Genomic DNA, 13,886 nt, shown 5'->3' with positions numbered 1-13,886 from the left:
GTTATGACTGAACCGATCGCAAAGCTACGCGCAGGAGCCAATAGCCAACAAGGCTCAGCTGTGTCCGCTAAAAAACAAAGCATTAAGAATCCAAACAACGTCAAACGTGGTCAAAAAGACAAGGCGGGTGCGATACCTGACAAAGCCATGTTATTGTCACTGTTTACGCTGCCAGATATTGAAGAGGCGGTCGTTAAAGAGGCAATAGTCAAAGCTGAGGCTGATGAGTTGTCTAACACTAATACCAATATGCAACAGCCTACTGCTAGCGAGACCAATATTGCTGAGCAGCGTGTGGCACTGTACCGTACCCAACATGAGCGTACGCGATTGTTATATATGGCATCCGCTGCCACGCGGCCTACTTATTTGGTACAAACGCTCAAATTACAATTCGCCGAACATCAGCAATACTTGCTGGCACAGCAGCTTGATAAACGCGGCTTGATGGATACCGATGGAGTAGAGCGTCTTTGGCAGCAGCTGCATGTGGTCGATGATATCATCGCTGATATTGTCCGTCATATGCCAGCTCAGCAGCCAGCAGGTTGGCAGCTGACCACTCAGGATGGACGAAACCCGCTATGCTTTGCTACTGTTGGCAAATTAAAGAACAGTAAGCCTATTCGTGATCAAGGCAGTCTAAATAGCTATGTACTTGGGCACTTTGGCGTGAGTAGTTTTACCTATGACCGTGGCTACTATATTGGTCATGTGGTTGGCTACTTATTTAGCTGCTATTTTTGCGCGCATCTGTCTATCAGTTATGGCGTTACGGCGCTTGGTCCGCAGGTCGTGAGTGACTATGAATACGCCAGTCTAGAGACGCCGCATATGGTGAGATTGCTACAAGGTTTGGACGGTTATTGCAAAAAACGTATTTATCAATTGGCGGTTATCTGTGCACGATTGAGTGTGTTTGCCAGTGATAAGCGTATCGAGAGAATGCTCATTGCTGAGGTCAATGATTTCGATAAAAAACTGCAGCAGCAGCATTTAGATGTTTTGTTATTACAAGGCTTGATGCCAGACAGTAGCGACTCCACGCCGCTTTTTTAAGCCATTAAGTCTCAATAGCCCATTTTTCTGAGTCCTTATCTATCACCTTTTCTCATTGACTACCTTAGGATATTCGCTGCTATGCCCGCTTATCACTATAAAGCGTTAGATGACCATGGCAGTGTGCAAAAAGGCTTGCTCGAAGGCGATTCTGCGCGACAAGTTCGTCAGCAGCTGCGTGATAAACAATGGACGCCCGTTGAAGTCAGTGCCGTCAATGATAGACAAAACCAGAATAAAAACCGCTATAAAAAACCGTCTGCTTACGAGTTGGCATTGCTGACCCGTCAACTATCGGTGTTACTGGCAGCCGGTATTCCGCTTGAAGAAACGCTTGCCGCTGTCGCCAAACAATCACCAAAAACCCACATCAAATCTCTCATGCTTGCCGTGCGCTCGCATGTGCTAGAGGGTTTGAGCTTAGCGCGAGCGTTACAGCAAGCCGCCAGTTTTCCACCACTATATATCGCGACCATTGCGGCAGGAGAAAAGTCAGGTCACTTGGATTTAATTCTTAACCAGTTGGCAGATTACACCGAAAACCGCTTTGCATTGCAAAAGAAAATTCAAGGCGCGATGGTCTATCCGATTGTGCTGATGGTGATGGCAATTGGCGTGATTATGGGCTTGATGAGTTTTGTGGTGCCCAAAATTGTCAAAGTGTTTGAGCAGTCCGAGCAAGCGCTACCTCTCATTACCCAAATTGTCCTTAGCTTATCCAACCTCATTACTCAGTGGTGGTGGCTGATGCTACTAGTATTGGTCGGAACGGCATTTTTGTTTTATCGTTTTGCGCAGACGCAAGCGGGTAAGTTAGCGATAGACAGCATTGTGCTAAGACTACCGATATTGGCGCGGCTATCCAAAGGGCTTAATGCAGCACGTTTTGCCAGTACATTGGCGATATTGGTACGCTCGGGGGTGCCTTTGATTGAGGCACTGCATATTGGTGCGGCGGTGACGACCAATTTACACATTCAAAAAACCATCATCACTGCGGCTGATAGGGTGACAGAAGGCTCAAGTTTATCGAGTCAACTAGAAAAGTCCATATACTTTCCGCCGATGATGGTACAAATGATTAAAAGTGGTGAAAACTCAGGCGAGCTTGAAAACATGCTCAGCCGCGCCGCTAACATGCAGGAAGCGGAAGCCACCAACTTTATCAGTACCTTGTTGTCGCTACTTGAGCCGTTGATGCTAGTGCTGATGGGTGTGGTGGTGATGATTATCGTGATGGCAGTGATGCTGCCAATCGTAAATATGAATGATTTGGCAGGGTAATGAGCGCTTAAATTCTCTGAGCCTGTGTGCCTCCCGCTCACATTTCTATTGTAGCCATCTTACTAAATCTTGCGCTAGCTTTCTTAAGATTTGCTTACTGTTGTAGATTGTTGACTGAGTCACGTTTTTACTATGGTAAGACCAGCCATCAAGCTATAGTAAGCATCAGTCAAAAGTTATCCTTATCAATGTTAATCAACGCGTCCTAACTAATATTGATGCTTATAAAAGTCAAGGTTCATAACAATATACTGGCGGCGCTGGATAAAAATAAAATCATGGTTTATAGTGATAATCGTTTCAGTGCTCATTAATACGCCGATCATTAATGTTACTTGAACGCCACTTTTACTATTTACATCACCCTGATGCCAAAAGCGATGACAAAAGCGATGACTATAATTGACAAAATTCAAGTAAATACCATGCCAACAAGTGCTATGAATGACGACCAGTTTCAGGCAAGTAATATGAGTGCCAATAAGCCACTGCGTATGCGTAATAACCAGTCTGGATTTACCCTCATCGAGATTATGGTCGTGATTGTGATCTTGGCAATTCTTGCAGGCTTAGTTGTTCCGAAAGTGGTGGGGCAAAGTGATAAGGCTCGCGTTAAGACCACTGAAACAGCGCTTGCTACAGTATCTAACGCCCTTGATATGTATAAAGTTGATAATTCGCGCTACCCGACTACCGCTCAAGGTCTAGAAGCACTTACCACACCGCCAGCAGAGGCCAAAAACTACCCAGACGGTGGTTATATTAAAGGTGGCTACCCAACAGATGGCTGGGAAAACGAGATGCAATATGTCGCTCCAGGCAGTGAAGGTCGTCCTTATGATTTATTCTCGCTAGGTGCAGATGGCCAGCAAGGCGGCGAAGGTCAAGATGCTGATATTTATGCCCAATTATAAGCATTAGCCTGATGAGTAATGAAAATATGGGTCGCTAGCTATTTTTTAATCAATAGCATGTTTATTGGTTAAGACCGCTCTAATGTTCTCTAAATATCAACCAATAATGCCTTATTGGTTGATATTTTTTATCAGTCAGTAAATTGAGTAGCACTCCATAGGTGGCATTTCATAGGTAGTATCAGGCCATCCATTTTTCCACTATAAAGCTGTACGTTTGATACCAGTCATATTGCCCCGATCATTTGTCATTAAAAGCAGCCAGCAGAGGTTATTATTCATGTTCACAAACCTACCTAATTCACAAGCAGTCACCACAAAAAAACGTGTTTCTAAAGTGCGTCATGCACTTGCATTTGCAATCATGAGTACGTCATTGATGACAGGGTTATCGATGGTCTCTATGAGCGCTCAAGCTGCAGGGTTGGGCGAGTTATTTGCTAATAATAGTGCTTCGCAATCGAAGTTTTTGCCCGTTGATAAAGCCTTTCAAGTGATCAGTAGCACCAAGGCGACGTCTAAGGGCACGCGCTTATCTATTAATTTTGATATTACGCCAGGTCATTATATCTATAAAGATCAGCTTACCCTACGTTTTCCTAAAGGTGTGAGTGCAACTCCCTTTACTTTTAGCCAGTCTCCGGTCTCCATTGACGACCCAACCTTTGGCAAAGTCCCCGTTTTTACCCAAAAAAATATGGTAGCAACCACGACGCTGACCACCAACAATGGTAAAGGCGCAAAGAATGCACCGATTATAATTGGCTGGCAAGGCTGTGCGAAAGCTGGGCTGTGCTATCCACCAGAGAAAATCAAAACCACGGTTGATATCGCGGTGACACGCAAATAGACCGCCAGCTGATCGACTCAAATATTGGTAATAAATAGAATATTAGGTAATAAATAGGTAGCTCTTCATGTCCATCAAGACAATAGCAAAAAAACCATCGCTAATAGTATATCGCTCGTCCAAAAAATCTTATCTATTAGCCTTCGCTGTCTCTAGTAGCTCGTTGTTTACAGGGCTTGTACCGACTGGACTGACGGGATTGGTTGCTACAGGATTGACCGCGACCTCTATGACCACGCAAGCGGCTGGCCTCGGTGATTTATTTAGTAGTGATAAAAGTACTGGTCAATCGAAATTTTTGCCAGTGGACAAAGCTTTTCAAGTCAGTCATAGCAGTCAATCGACCAATAATGGTACGCGCTTGGCCATTAATTTTGACATTACGCCTGAGCATTATGTTTATAAAGACCAAATCAAACTGACGCTGCCATCTGGTGTGACGGCTACGCCTTTTACCTTTAGTCAAAAGCCAGTTTCAATCGATGATCCAACGTTTGGGCAAGTACTGGTATTTGACCAAGCGAATATGGTGGCTACGACGACCTTGAGCAGTAGTAGTGGCAAAAGCGTGAACGATGCTGACGTGGTGATTGGCTGGCAAGGTTGCGCCAAAGCAGGACTATGCTATCCACCTGAAAAAATTAAAACGACGATTGATATCGCTGCTACAACGGCACAGATTGCAGGAAATAGCGCCAGCACTGCTACTCAAGAGTCTGCTAATAGTAGTCTGACGGATAATGAAAACACCGCCGCCGCAAATGTGACGAATGCCGACAGTCTGGTAGCAGAACAAGCGCTGACTGATGATGGGGTGATTGATTATGCGTTGCTGGGTGATGAGGCTTTAGATGGAGAGCTTGGCGCCACCAATACGATTTCTGGTGCAGATGAAAAAGGGGTAGATGGCACTGCGACAGGTGAGGTATCTGCGACAACCAACAATACCGTTGTTGGAGGTAATGCCACTGATAGCGATCCTTTTGGTTTGGCTTCTCATCCTTGGTTGGCATTGGCATTATTGTTTTTAGCAGGGTTAGGTTTGGCATTGACGCCATGCGTACTCCCGATGTTACCGATTGTCGCCAATATCGTTGCGCGTGAGAAAAACCCAACGGTGAAACGTGGTGTTATTCTCACCACCAGTTACGCCATTGGTGTGGCGACAGCTTATGGTATTTTGGGTGCGGTCATCGCTGTGTTTGGTGAGTCATTAGGCATTATCGGCTGGTTACAAAACCCCATTATCTTGATTGGTTTTGCTATCGTTTTTGTATTATTAGCACTCTATATGCTGGGTTTGTTTAGCATCCGCTTACCGAGATTTATTAGCAGTAAAATGCAGGGCTTGAGCCAAGCAGGAGATAGCAAACTTGGTAGTACGGGCGGTAGTTTAATCGCTGGTTTTTTATCTGCGCTCGTAGTATCGCCTTGCGTTTCTGCGCCATTATTTGGTGCGCTGCTTGCCGTATCAACGATTGGTAGTCCACTACTTGGTTTTGCGGCTTTATTTATGCTGGGTTTTGGTTTATCCGCACCGCTTATCTTAATTGGTGCCACCCAAGGTAAAATTATGCCGAAGGCTGGTGAATGGATGAACTGGGTCAAGCAAGGTTTTGCATTATTACTCTTTGCCGTTGCTTTATTATTAATTGAGCGTGTCTTTATCTCGCCTGTGATGCTGATGGTATGGGCGTTATGGTTCATGGTTGTAGCGATGTGGGCGTGGAGTTGGTTGGGTAAAGGTCGTATGCTGACCCAAGCATTAGGGTTAATCGCCGGTATTTGGGCCACTTGTTTAATCATCGGCGCGGCATTGGGTAACGATGATAGCTTACATCCGCTGGCATCTTTGAGTGCTGCTCCGATGATGCAGACGACGATTGGTCAATCAGCCATGAGTAATACAACAGATAAAACCGTCACGACGCTGACTGAGTTAGATGCAATTATCGCCGCCAACCCTAAAGTGCTTGTCGATGTCACTGCTGAATGGTGTATTGAGTGCCGTATTATGGATAAAAACTTATTTCATAATCGTCCCGCACAGATGCAGGATTGGCAGCTGGTGAGACTGGATATCACAGAAACCACTGACGACTCTAAAGCAATCTTAGCGCGCTATAAATTGTTCGGTCCGCCAGCATTGCTGTATTACCAAGACGGTCAATTGACCAATCAACAGGTAGGCGAAATTGGTCGTTCAGAGTTTGAACAAACATTGACGATGCTTAATAACTGATACTTAATAAAATGAGTAAGTCTTTTCTAAAGGCTTAACAATACAAAAGAGCCAATGTACTATTCATACAGTACGTTGGCTCTTTTATTTTTACCAACGGTTATCTGTCATCCTGACGCTAAGCATTTGGTTTAGCATTGGTTATTCATATTTACATTGGTATAGTGCAGCGATAACGCTAGTATAGTGCACATATTTTCATTACAATAAAGCAACAATGCTGAAGGCGCATTACTCATCGTAATTGCTGACTTCTATGTCTGAATGTCATTGCGCTTATTTTAGCGATGATGCTAATAGTCATACTCATTATCTCATATACTCTGCTGGCGATAATGTCAGTTAGACAAAGGACACTTATGTTTTCCCATATCACTGCAAAGCGCCGAACTGTGCCCCTTATTACCGCGCGCCAAAATATTTTACTTCAGACGAAAAAGCATTATTTGAATATTGCTGTTGGTCTAGCGCTAACCTGCTTTACCGTGCAAGTCCAAGCTGCCGATAAAACTCAGAGCTATAATGAGTTACCAGTACCGGAGGCAGCGTTTGAGTATGAAGATTATCAGGTGTCACAGGATGCCAATACAGCTGCGCAAGATCGCCAAGTAGTCAGTAAAGAATTTATCGCTCAGCAAGCGAAATTATTTTTTGAATGTACCCAAGTACAGACCAGTGCTGCGCGTTTGGCTTGCTTTGATAAAGTCGCTGAAGAAGGTAAAACACCGACTTACACCACGACCAAGCAGCCAGTAGATTTGGCAAAAACATTTCAAAGTACGCTTTCAGGCAATCCGCAAGTGGTCTTTGTAGAAGAGAAATCTACCATTGCTGGTGCGAATACCACAGCGACTGGTTCAGCCGAGAACGGGCCTACTACGACAGAAAGTTTAGGCACAGTTGGGCTAACGCAAAGAGAAGCACAAGTTTTAGAAAATATTGGAGTCACGCAGACCGACATCGAAAAATATACCCCACTCAGCTTGTCTTATGACCTCGATAAAAATAGTGAGCGTGGAACTTGGACCGTCAGACCATACCGTCCGACCTACGTATTACCACTATTTTATACCTTTGATCCCAACTTAAACCCACGCACACCGTCGCAAGATGTAGAGTCGTTTGATTCTAATGATATACGTGAAACGGAGCTGAAGTTTCAGATATCTTTGAAGACCAAAGTCGCCGAAGACTTATTTGATAGCAGTGCTGACTTATGGTTTGGTTATACGCAAGAGTCACATTGGCAAGTTTACAACGAAGACAACTCGCGACCATTCCGTGCCACCGACTATCAGCCTGAGATATTTTTGACTCAGCCAGTGACGGCAGACTTGCCTTTTGGTGGTCGTCTTCGTATGCTTGGCGCTGGTGCCATTCATCACTCTAATGGACAAGATGACCCGTTATCACGTTCATGGAATCGTGCTTACCTGATGGCGGGGGCAGAGTGGGGCAAGCTATCGGTCGTACCGCGTATTTGGGCTCGAGTCAATAATGAGAGCAGCAGCAGTGAAGACAATCCTGATATTGAAGACTACATGGGTTACGGTGATGTCAAATTCTCATATGACCTGCCTGATCGACAAAGCCTAAGTGGCACTTTGCGCTATAATCCAAGCACCAATAAAGGTGCAGCACAACTTGACTATATTTATCCATTAACTGAAAACGTCAATGGTTATGTGCAATTGTTCCAAGGTTATGGCGAGTCAATCATTGATTATAACCATGAAAACACCTCTATTGGTTTCGGTATCGTACTGAATGATTGGAAAGGTTTTTAGTAGAAATATAGACGATTACGGTTATTTATGCGGCGCTTAGCTCCTTATCAAACTGGACTATGGCTGGCAGAGTATATGGATATACGCTGTCAGTTATGCCGTGTTTATCGCAGCACCTCACAATATCAGCTATCCCGAAATAATTCCTCATCAAATATCAGCCGTTCATCAACGGCTGACCCCATACCGCATTCCCTAAAAACCCTGCCAAACGATCATTCATTTTTTGCTAATGTTCGGCAGCGACTCAATGAACATCTTAACAGCGGATTGCTCTGCTCACATTGTCATGACAGTATCGCGTGGCTGCCGAAACCCTTCAATGTTGACATTGCGGCTGGTATTGCGCTACCTATACAAACGGCGACTTATTATGAGTATCCACTGCGTCAAGCTATCAGAGCCTTTAAGCATCATGAAGACATGACCAAATTGCCTTTATTGTTGCATGCTATACGCCAGCTACCACGTCCTCATGGTTGTCATCATGATAATAGCGTGATTGTCGCCATGCCAACAACCGAGCAACGATTGGTCAAACGCGGCTTCGATCCTGTCAGTATTTTATCCGCGCAATTGTCTAAGCATTGGCAGATACCTTTATGGCATGGTGTAACACGTATTGATGACACTGTTAGTCAGCAAGGGCTTACACGTGCTGAGCGCCTGAGTAATCTAGATAATGCTTTTGCGTTAATCGAAAAGCCTCCTGTGAAACGTTTATTATTGTTTGATGATGTTGCGACCACAGGCGCTAGTTTGCAAGCATTGGCCCGTACACTACTTATCCCGTCTGAAACAGTCACAGTGGCATATAATCAAGCCAATCATAAATACCATCTTTCTGCCTATGCTTTGGCGCATGGAAATCAGTCTTAAAAGCCGTTCCTCTCTACTGAAAACTACTAATATGTTGCTAATATGTTGCCTTAACGCTATATTATTAAATTAATATATATCTATTTGTTATTAATTCTCAATATATTGTGCTTATCACTCAATAGAAGCGCTCATAAAATGATAGTTACTAAATAGCTTGCATAACTGCTATGGCTATTATTATTGCTATGCAAAACTTTTGTTAAATATTATGGAACAAAAATTGCGGGATTTTGATTGAATAACTATAAAAAAGACTGGCAAAAATGATATGAAAATATGAATTCATTGTTGATATTTTTGGTTCAGTATTAGTATTAGACAAAAAATAGTTATTATAAAATTGCCGTTATAAATAGGGATTTGATGTGAATGCATCTACAAATAATCTACCACGTAAGCTACGAGCAACCAGCTCAGGATTTACCCTGATTGAATTGATGGTAACGATTGCTGTGCTTGCCATTATTGTCGGTATTGCAGCGCCTAGTATTAGTACTCAATTGGCTAACCAAAGAGTGAAGTCGACTGCGGCTACCTTAGAAAGTGCTTTGAGAGAGGCAAAGGCTGAAAGTATCATCCGTCGTCAAAACATTGCTGTTATCTATAACAGCGCTAGCAACCCTAAAACGATTATTTTACAAAATGATAGTGACACATTATCTACTTACAATATAAATGATCAAAATACTATGACCGTTAATACTATAAATACTCCTCCTATTGCTATAACGACGGTTACTTTTCAGCCTAACAAAGTAATTGCAGGTGATGACGATATTTTATATTCCATCTGTGATAGTGGCTCTACCAACGAGACGCCTAGAGAAATTCGTCTTAATAAGGTTGCTAATATTACTACTACGAATACTGGGAGTTGTTAATGAGTTGCAGATCCACACAGACAGGGGTGGGGTTAATTGAAGTGATGGTGGCTCTGCTATTGCTTACTATAGCCGTACTTGGTTATAGCGCGTTGCAAGGACGAGCAATTAAAGCTACTAACGAATCGTTTGAACGTTCCCAGTCATTGGTAATGATGCGAAACATAGCAGAACAAATTCATGCCAACCCTGCTGCTATTACAGATTATGCAACTGGGCTTAATGAGTCATATTCATCGTCAAGTGCACCTAGTAAAAAATGTGGCTTGGACGGTGTGACAGTGACGCAGTTATGTAACTCTACAGAGCTAGCAGAAGCTGAAAGCTATAGTCTCAAGGCTGAATTACAGAACTATGATTTTCAGATACAGATGCACCCTTGTCCTAATACTGGTGGCTCAGGAGCTAATGCTGCCACTAATATTATGTACTCATATTGTTTGATATCAGCATGGGGAGATACGACTCCTACTATTGGTACAGATGAAGATGTAGACTGTTTGACGTCTCGAGTTACTGATGATGATGTTGTAAAGGTAGCAGGTGGTAGTTACCATCCTAAGTCCACCTGTATGATGATGGAGATATGATATGAGTTTACAGGACTATCAGTCAATCTCATCGTACTCTATTGAGAAAAGGTCCAAGATTGTACTGGTACATAAAAAGGATAGTGGCTTTACTTTAGTCGAGCTCATGATTGCCTTAGTACTTGGTCTGCTGATTTCAGCTGCTGCATTGCAGATTTTTTACACCAGCTCAGTGAATAGTCGTCGTCAAGAGGCCAGCTCACAAATACAAGATAATGCTATTTTTGGCTTTTCTCAAATGCAGCAACACCTAAGACGAACCAATTATGGTGCCAAGTCAACAAGCGCTCATGATGAGTTTTTTATGAACCATCTAACCCCGCAAGGTGGCGTCGTATTGACTGCTCCGGCTGGTACACCTCTTGTAAGTGATGGCCCCAAAAACTGGCTAACAGACAACTTATCAGGTTTGGTATTAGATAGAAAGACTATATCCTCTGACTTACTATCTAGTAGTGCATCTACAGAAAGTAGCAGTAATCTGAGTATCGGTGCTAGTGATCAGTTAACCATTCAATATCAGTCTGGTCTCGACGGGTTATTTGATTGTGAAGGGTCTCGTATACCAAAAGACTTCTATGTGATTGAGCGTTATTTTGTGCGAGATGAAGGACTGGCCTGTGCTTCTGCAATCTATGAATATGATGAGGATACTGCTGGGAAGGCTAGTGGTATTGATATCGCAACATATATAGTACCGGAAGTGCCAGCTGTAACTACAACAACACCTGTTGTGGCAGCCATACCCGCTTCAACAAAAGCTAACAATTTAGCAGGGACTGGCACTATTATCATACCCAATGTCGATTATTTTAGAGTGCTATTGGGGGTATCAGATAGTGTGGGGTTCGCCACTTATCCTGATCGAGCAAATATCGCTTACATGCCAATTCCTGCGTCTGGCAATTTAGCAACCGACCAACGTATTGTCAGTTTGCAGATAGGCATATTGTCACGCTCTAACAACCCAACAGCGACCCAGCAGTCTAATAGCGACTTGAGCTTTAACATATTAGATAAAACAGGTACAACGCTCAATCCAGCTGCTATTGCAGGCCCTACTTATCTACGTAGCGTCTACGAGAGTACGATACTATTACGTAATGCCAGAGGTGGATTATGATAAAGCGGCTGTCTATAAAGTATCCTAAAACACTTCCTATTGCTCACAGTCAGTCAGGTGCAGTACTGATCGTTGTACTGTTTGTTCTTATACTGATTATGATAGTGGGTACGATTGCGGTAAGGCAAAGTACAACGGACTTAAAAGTGGCAACGGCAGATCAAGTAAATAAACTCTTGTTTCAGGCAAACGATGCCGCGTTAATGAAAGTGGAAAAAGAAGATCGTATCCTAAGCGAGCGTCGTGGTAACGTTGATACGCTCAAAGGCTATATGTCAGCGACACAAAGAGAGGGACATGAAGTGAGCTTTTGCGTACGACCGCGCAGTACTAGGCTCTTTAGTATTCTAGAGATTAGTGAGCTTAACAAAGATAGCGAACTATTGACCAACAGAAACAACGGCTACTGTGATCCAAGTGATGATAATGACTATGTCAGCGAAGGTCGAGTGATCACGCAGATGACCTTCGTCCGACCTGTAGCTACTGATGAGGAAGGCATTCTTAATAGAGAGGTGGTAGGTACGTTTTCTAATAACTTCGACAAACCAGAAAACGGCGGTAATACGACGATAGAGTGTACTACCTTTGTTGGGTATGTCACCTCAGTCATACCAGCCCTGTCTCAAGAACCAATGTCTGCTATAGAAAGCTGTCTGAAGAAACCACGTACAGGGTCAGATACCGTAGACAGTTGTCTAACGGCACTCAGCGTTCCGTTCCAAACCCAGCAGCAAACCTATCTAAATCAGCCTGTTGGTGTTGAGTGTATCTCTGGCAGCTAACAAAAACAGTGTTCTCGATTTTTACAACACTAAACATACATGGGTAACTATTATGAAAGTCTTACAAAGAATCAAAAGTGATAAAGCCCATGCTGCTGTCAAAGGCTGGTGTGTGAAGTTAATATCGACTGTCATCGTGGGCTGTATGGCAACGAGCGCAGGTCATACCTCTGATCTCGAAATCTATCAGGGTGCGATAGGTGGAAATGCTTCGATTCTAATGATGTTGGATAACTCGTTAAGCATGAATGAGAAGCAGATTTCTCACATCCGTAACGACTACCCAAGTGTTGATTTTGATTCTTCTTACTATAACGGCGACGAATCAGTAGATATTTACAAAGATGATGGGAGTACTTTAGATACTACTATATCATACGACGTAACATATAGGTGGGGAACAGATGGCAAGAAATACTATGATCGCATATCACGTTTAAAAATGGCGCTTATTCCTTTGCTTGCTAACCCTAAAAGCGTTTCTGGATTCGGTAGTGATGTCGATTTGACTAAATATAAGATTGGTTTAGGCAGCTTTTTTGGCGGTCGGGATGCAGGTGGTGGCAAAATAGATACACCAGTAGCCGATTTGAGGCTTGTCAATAGAAAGATACTTATTGACAAAATAAAAGACCTCGATGCAACGACATATACGCCAATAGCCAATGCCTATGCAGAAGCGGGTGCCTATATGCTAGGGACAACCACTCAAAGGAGTAAATTTGAGACCAGAGAACTAGAAATTGGTAAGTCAGTGCCTAAAAATATAAACAATATAAACGCTTCTAAATGTAATACTTACAGCTCTCAAACAACTGTTGCTGAAGGTCATACGTATTACAAGTGTACTAATTTTGATAAAGAAAAAAACGTTAATAAAAATCAAAGTATTCCTTGGGATTATGATCGCCTTACTGAAGAAACAAACTGGTGGACTGGGGTTACTACTACTTATTATTATAAAGAATATACCCAAGACTGGGTTGATGATTCATCAAGTGGTTTTTCACGCTCAGATGATAGTACTAAAAAACAACCGGATAAATTGACATATCAATCTCCTCTACCTGATGTACCAAACCAGTGTGACGGTTATGGTATTTACTTTTTGACTGATGGTGAGCCTAACAATGCTCATTCAGAAGTAAACACGCGAGGAGTAATGAACTCTAGTTTAGAGGGTGGAGCGTCATCTATTGGAAACTCTTGTGAGTCCCTATCTGCGCCTTCTCCTATGATTACTTCTAACGGAACAAAATATCAGAATGATGGAACCTCTGGTAGGCCAGCATGGGAGTGTATCGGTGAATACGCGACCAAGTTATATGATAAAGGTAATTCTAAAAAGGCACTTATTGCGACCGCAACGGTAGGCTTTGGTAAAGTATTCGAAGGTTTGACCGATAAGACCTCTAAAACCATCAGACGTCCTAGTGTAGTGGCATAATAAAATTGGACAGCTGCTAAGAGGTTATACTAACCCAAAGAA

The 13,886-nt window shown here is 43.0% G+C and carries 12 protein-coding genes; all 12 read left to right on the top strand.

All coding sequences use genetic code 11. The features are described from left to right. The first annotated feature begins 3 nt into the window (after positions 1 to 3). The gene (locus JFC10_RS06605) at positions 4 to 1,059 is read left to right on the top strand and encodes a hypothetical protein (protein WP_198332193.1); all 1,056 of its coding nucleotides are present in this window, start codon (positions 4 to 6) and stop codon (positions 1,057 to 1,059) included. Between the two features lie 81 nt (positions 1,060 to 1,140). Next, positions 1,141 to 2,343, top strand: coding sequence for a type II secretion system inner membrane protein GspF (gspF, locus tag JFC10_RS06600; protein WP_198332192.1), 1,203 nt, complete (start codon positions 1,141 to 1,143; stop codon positions 2,341 to 2,343). 470 nt (positions 2,344 to 2,813) lie between these two features. After that, positions 2,814 to 3,257 carry a type II secretion system major pseudopilin GspG gene (gene gspG, locus JFC10_RS06595; protein ID WP_198332295.1) on the top strand — a complete coding sequence of 148 codons (444 nt, stop codon included), beginning with the start codon at positions 2,814 to 2,816 and terminating at the stop codon, positions 3,255 to 3,257. A 280-nt stretch (positions 3,258 to 3,537) separates the two neighbouring features. Next, entirely contained in the window at positions 3,538 to 4,107 is a 570-nt protein-coding gene (locus tag JFC10_RS06590) for a protein-disulfide reductase DsbD domain-containing protein (protein WP_198332191.1), read from the top strand. A gap of 67 nt (positions 4,108 to 4,174) precedes the next feature. Further along, on the top strand, positions 4,175 to 6,349 hold the full coding sequence (locus tag JFC10_RS06585; RefSeq protein ID WP_198332190.1) for a cytochrome c biogenesis protein CcdA: 2,175 nt from the start codon (positions 4,175 to 4,177) through the stop codon (positions 6,347 to 6,349). Positions 6,350 to 6,708: 359 nt separating this feature from the next. Then, positions 6,709 to 8,136: a phospholipase A gene (locus JFC10_RS06580; protein ID WP_198332189.1), complete on the top strand. Its 1,428-nt coding sequence runs from the start codon at positions 6,709 to 6,711 to the stop codon at positions 8,134 to 8,136. A 27-nt stretch (positions 8,137 to 8,163) separates the two neighbouring features. Further along, on the top strand, positions 8,164 to 9,015 hold the full coding sequence (locus tag JFC10_RS14865; RefSeq protein ID WP_227685777.1) for a ComF family protein: 852 nt from the start codon (positions 8,164 to 8,166) through the stop codon (positions 9,013 to 9,015). Positions 9,016 to 9,383: 368 nt separating this feature from the next. Next, complete coding sequence (locus JFC10_RS06570) at positions 9,384 to 9,899, top strand: prepilin-type N-terminal cleavage/methylation domain-containing protein (protein WP_198332188.1); 516 nt, start codon at positions 9,384 to 9,386, stop codon at positions 9,897 to 9,899. Next, a complete protein-coding gene (gene pilV / locus JFC10_RS06565) occupies positions 9,899 to 10,489 on the top strand; it encodes a type IV pilus modification protein PilV (RefSeq protein WP_198332187.1) in 591 nt (196 codons plus the stop codon). The genes JFC10_RS06570 and pilV overlap by 1 nt, the downstream gene beginning before the upstream one ends. A 1-nt stretch (position 10,490) precedes the next feature. After that, positions 10,491 to 11,612, top strand: a complete 1,122-nt coding sequence (locus JFC10_RS06560; RefSeq protein WP_198332186.1) for a PilW family protein — start codon at positions 10,491 to 10,493, stop codon at positions 11,610 to 11,612. Further along, complete coding sequence (locus JFC10_RS06555) at positions 11,609 to 12,397, top strand: pilus assembly PilX family protein (protein ID WP_198332185.1); 789 nt, start codon at positions 11,609 to 11,611, stop codon at positions 12,395 to 12,397. The genes JFC10_RS06560 and JFC10_RS06555 overlap by 4 nt, the downstream gene beginning before the upstream one ends. A gap of 52 nt (positions 12,398 to 12,449) precedes the next feature. After that, positions 12,450 to 13,844 carry a hypothetical protein gene (locus JFC10_RS06550; RefSeq protein WP_198332184.1) on the top strand — a complete coding sequence of 465 codons (1,395 nt, stop codon included), beginning with the start codon at positions 12,450 to 12,452 and terminating at the stop codon, positions 13,842 to 13,844. The last annotated feature ends 42 nt before the right edge of the window (positions 13,845 to 13,886 follow it).

It is taken from the genome of Psychrobacter aquimaris (assembly GCF_016107525.1).
In the GTDB taxonomy this organism is placed as follows: domain Bacteria; phylum Pseudomonadota; class Gammaproteobacteria; order Pseudomonadales; family Moraxellaceae; genus Psychrobacter; species Psychrobacter aquimaris.
This window is presented reverse-complemented; position numbering and strand designations above follow the sequence as displayed.

Bases quoted from the DNA above. Each gene is read 5' to 3' on its own strand.
- JFC10_RS06605 (WP_198332193.1), top strand. From the start codon at position 4: ATGACTGAACCGATCGCAAAGCTACGCGCAGGAGCCAATAGCCAACAA.
- gspF (WP_198332192.1), top strand. From the start codon at position 1,141: ATGCCCGCTTATCACTATAAAGCGTTAGATGACCATGGCAGTGTGCAA.
- gspG (WP_198332295.1), top strand. From the start codon at position 2,814: ATGAGTGCCAATAAGCCACTGCGTATGCGTAATAACCAGTCTGGATTT.
- JFC10_RS06590 (WP_198332191.1), top strand. From the start codon at position 3,538: ATGTTCACAAACCTACCTAATTCACAAGCAGTCACCACAAAAAAACGT.
- JFC10_RS06585 (WP_198332190.1), top strand. From the start codon at position 4,175: ATGTCCATCAAGACAATAGCAAAAAAACCATCGCTAATAGTATATCGC.
- JFC10_RS06580 (WP_198332189.1), top strand. From the start codon at position 6,709: ATGTTTTCCCATATCACTGCAAAGCGCCGAACTGTGCCCCTTATTACC.
- JFC10_RS14865 (WP_227685777.1), top strand. From the start codon at position 8,164: ATGCGGCGCTTAGCTCCTTATCAAACTGGACTATGGCTGGCAGAGTAT.
- pilV (WP_198332187.1), top strand. From the start codon at position 9,899: ATGAGTTGCAGATCCACACAGACAGGGGTGGGGTTAATTGAAGTGATG.
- JFC10_RS06560 (WP_198332186.1), top strand. From the start codon at position 10,491: ATGAGTTTACAGGACTATCAGTCAATCTCATCGTACTCTATTGAGAAA.
- JFC10_RS06555 (WP_198332185.1), top strand. From the start codon at position 11,609: ATGATAAAGCGGCTGTCTATAAAGTATCCTAAAACACTTCCTATTGCT.
- JFC10_RS06550 (WP_198332184.1), top strand. From the start codon at position 12,450: ATGAAAGTCTTACAAAGAATCAAAAGTGATAAAGCCCATGCTGCTGTC.